The organism is Blautia sp. CAG:257 (assembly GCF_000433815.1).
GTDB lineage: Bacteria > Bacillota > Clostridia > Lachnospirales > Lachnospiraceae > Blautia_A > Blautia_A caecimuris.
Window position 1 is genome coordinate 1 of the sequence record NZ_HF999057.1, and the last position, 3,826, is coordinate 3,826.

A 3,826-nucleotide genomic window follows, 5' to 3' on the forward strand; every position below is an offset into this window, starting at 1 on the left:
ATAGGAGGGCTGTGGATAAAACTACGGAAACTCAAGAACCGGTATCCTTGTAGGGGCTGTTTGAGAATGATACAATAAAGCGGATGTCAGATTTTTAATGGCTGAAAGGAAGGAATAATAAAATATGATACAAGTGCTGATCGTAGATGATGAAAAGCTGGAACGTGAAGGAATCAAATATCTTCTTGCCATGGAAGAGGGGGAGTGGAACATCAGAGAAGCTTCCAATGGAAGAGAAGCTCTGCAGATTCTGAAAAGTGAGGAGACGGACCTGCTTCTGACAGATATCAAAATGCCCCACATGGACGGGCTGGAGCTTACCTCAAAGGCAAAAGAATTGAATCCGGGACTTCAGGTTGTGATTTTCAGTGGATACAGTGACTTTACTTTTGCCCAGGAAGCAATCCGATATGGAGTAACAGAGTATATGCTGAAACCGGTAGAGCCGGAAAGCTTTCACAAGACCATAAATCAAACAAAGAAAAATATTCTGAAGAAAAAGGATAAGGAAACCAGGGAGCAAAAGGAACAGGATTTCCTTCAGGAGTATTTTCTGGAAAGCTATCTTTATACAGGCAAAAAAGATATCCTGGAAAAATCAGAAGGCATGATCAATCTGGAAAAATGGAAGTGCTGGCATTGTGCGATCCTGATAGAATCGGATATGGCGTTTTTTGACACTGCAGAAGAGAATTTTTCCACAGAGCTTCAGAAAGAGCTGAGGCGGGTATTTTTTTATCTGAATCTGAACAACAGACAGTCACTGCTTTTATTTCAGGATAATTACTGTGATTACAGTCTTGTGGCAAATCACATTTATATGTTTTTGAAAAGAAACTATAAGGAAAGCTTTTATCTGGCAGTGAGCAAAAAGTTTGAAGGCTATGAATGTCTTACAGAGATCATGAGCCAGCTGGAGCAGCAGATGGAAGAAAAATTTTATCATCCGGAAAAGCACATTTATTCCAATGATGAGGCGCATCTCAATATGGAAGTAAAGGAGGTACAGGATTCCAGACTTTTGCAGCTGATCTCGGAAGACGTCAGCAGGAAAGATATCCGGCAGCTCAGAAAGCATTATCAGTGTCTGAAGGAAAAATACAGCGATAATACTCAATATTCTGCCATGTATATCAAGTTTGTGTTTTCCAATGTGATACAGGAGCTTTTTCAGGAGAATCAGTTTTCGGGGGAGCGGAGAATTGAACATGAAATTGACCGTTTATATAACTGCAGAAACATTATGGAGATTCTGGAGGTGACAGAAGAAAACATCCGAGAGTACGAAAGCTTTCTGGAAAGATCCATGAGTGAATCAAGAAATGAGGTGGCTGCAGTAAAAAATTATATCTATCAGCATTATGCGGAAGATCTCAGCCTGGAAACTCTTGCGGAAAAGGTATATCTTTCATCCGGATATCTGAGCTTTATTTTTAAAAAGGAAACAGGCATGAATCTGAACCGGTATATCCGTGTTTTTCGTATGAAAAAAGCAAAAGAACTGCTGAAAAATACAAATATGAAGGTGGCGCAGATCAGTGAAAAGGTAGGATTTGCCAATGTATCGTATTTTTGCCGGAGTTTCCGGGAATATTACGGATGCAGTCCGGAATCCTACAGGAAAGGAACAGGAGAGGATGAGGAAGCTTTATCAGATCATTAAAAATATGAAGTACCGTCACAAGCTGACACTTCTTCTGGTAGGAGCAAGTCTTGTTCCAATGACAGTTCTTGCTCTGTACAGCCATATGCGTATGAGCTCCTTTGTCCGTCAGAGGGAAATGGAGGATATGGATTCTATTCTGGAACAGACAAGGGAAAACATTGACAGTCAGGTTGCTGTGTACACCAGTCTGATTAATTATCTTACATATTCTCCGGATATTGAGGAGATTATCAAAGAAAAGAACATGGATAATTATACGGCGTATGAGCAGTATACAAAGGTGGCGGATCCCCTCCTTTCAGTGCCAAAATCCTATCATGAAGCCATTAAACAGATTCAGCTGTTTGCGGACAGCATCCGGGTTGAACATGAATATACTCTTGTTCCTCTTAAAAAAATCCGGGAAGAGTGGTGGAGCAAAAGTATTGAGGAGGATGTAAGAATCCAGTGGGTAGTGAACGAAGAACGGAAAGAAGTTGCAGCAGTACGGAACATATATGACAGAAAAGAATTAGAGGCTGTACTGTGTATTACTCTGGATTATGATAAAATCTTTCAGGCCTTTGACAATATTACAGAGGATGAAACCGGTGGAATGATCGTGGATCCCAAAGGAAATATCCTGTATCAGGATGTAGCACTGCCCGGTATTCAGTCAGAAAGCGCACGTCCCGGGGAGGCGCTGGAAGCAGTGAAAAAAGAGTGCGCATGGACAGAAAGTGCCAGCAGGGAAAACAACTGGAAGTATTATCTTTTCCGGTCAAAGGCTTCTATTTCCGGGGCAGTGTCCAGACTTTTTCTGGAAGAAATTCCTCTGATCTGTATCTGCGGTGTGATTATTTTTGTGCTTGGAACATTTTTTTCCAGATTATTTACCAGAAAAATCGAAGAGCTGACTGCCAATATGGATCAGGTGAATCACGGCAGCCGGCAGGTTGTGGTATCCAGCGACAGTGAGGACGAGGTGGGAATCCTGATCAGAAGCTTTCGGAGAATGATGGATGAGATCAATCGTCTTATTGATGAGGTTTATGTCAATAAGATCGCCCTGAAGGAATTTGAACTGAAAGCGCTTCAGGCTCAGATCAATCCGCATTTCCTTTATAACACCCTGTCTGCCATTAACTGGATGGCGATCAGGAGCAATCAGAAGGAGATAAGTAAGGTAACGCTGGCCCTTTCTACATTTTACAGAACAGCCCTCAGCCGCGGCGAGGATATGGTAACCATGGAAAGCTGTATCAAAAACACAGAAGCGTATCTGGAAATCCAGCTTGTAATGCATAATCATGAATTTTCCGTTCAGTGGGATACGGATTCTTCTATAAAAAACGAAAAGGTACCCAAGCTTCTTCTGCAGCCGGTGGTGGAAAATGCCCTGGAGCATGGACTGGATGAAAAAGAGGACGGAGAAAAAATCCTTTGTATTGCCTGTCTGGATAAAGGTAAGGAAATCCTTCTTTCAGTAACAGACAACGGACCGGGGATGGAGCCGGAAAAAGCAAAGACTCTGGTAACGTATCAGGCAAAAGGATATGGGCTTAAAAATGTTCACGACAGACTGAAGCTTTTATATGGAGAAAAATCTTCTATCTGTATTTTCAGTCAACCGGGAATAGGAACAACAGTAGAGATAAGAGTGCCAAAAGAGGAGTACAGAGATGAAAATTAAAAGAATGGGAGCTGTGTTTTTCCTTGTGGTCTGTGTATTCTGCGGCTGCGGAAAACATGAAATATCTCACGAAAAAAACGGGCAGAACGTATCAGAAGAATACAGAAGGGCAATGGAAAAGGCAGAAACAACACCCTACGGGGCGTATCCGGAGCTTGTAACCTATACTCTTGCCCAGATCAGCGGAGCCAATAATTCCAATCTTCCGGAAGGAGATACCTATGAGGATAATGCCTATACCAGATACCTTAGAAAAATGCTGAACATACAGAATGATACCGTATATATGGATACAGAGGAGCGCTACAGTGAACTTGTAAATATCCTGGTAAAGGATCAGAATCTTCCGGATATAATGGTGGTCACAGACAGGGAGATCCTGAAGGAGCTGGTGGAAAATGATCTTGTGGAGGATCTTACAGAGGTATTTGAGAAATGTACGTCTCCAAGAATCAAAGAGATGTATGAAAGCTATGGAGATGCCCTTC

2 protein-coding genes and 1 pseudogene are annotated in these 3,826 nt (G+C 42.0%); all 3 read left to right on the top strand.

What is annotated here, in order from left to right:
• The first annotated feature begins 124 nt into the window (after positions 1 to 124).
• Positions 125 to 1,663, top strand: coding sequence for a response regulator transcription factor (locus QVP40_RS07615; RefSeq protein WP_022067874.1), 1,539 nt, complete (start codon positions 125 to 127; stop codon positions 1,661 to 1,663).
• Complete coding sequence (locus QVP40_RS07620) at positions 1,638 to 3,338, top strand: cache domain-containing sensor histidine kinase (protein ID WP_022067875.1); 1,701 nt, start codon at positions 1,638 to 1,640, stop codon at positions 3,336 to 3,338. Before QVP40_RS07615 ends, QVP40_RS07620 begins: the two co-directional genes overlap by 26 nt.
• Positions 3,328 to 3,826 (top strand): annotated as a pseudogene (locus tag QVP40_RS07625) (extracellular solute-binding protein); the annotation flags it as partial. The gene QVP40_RS07620 and the pseudogene QVP40_RS07625, both read left to right, overlap by 11 nt.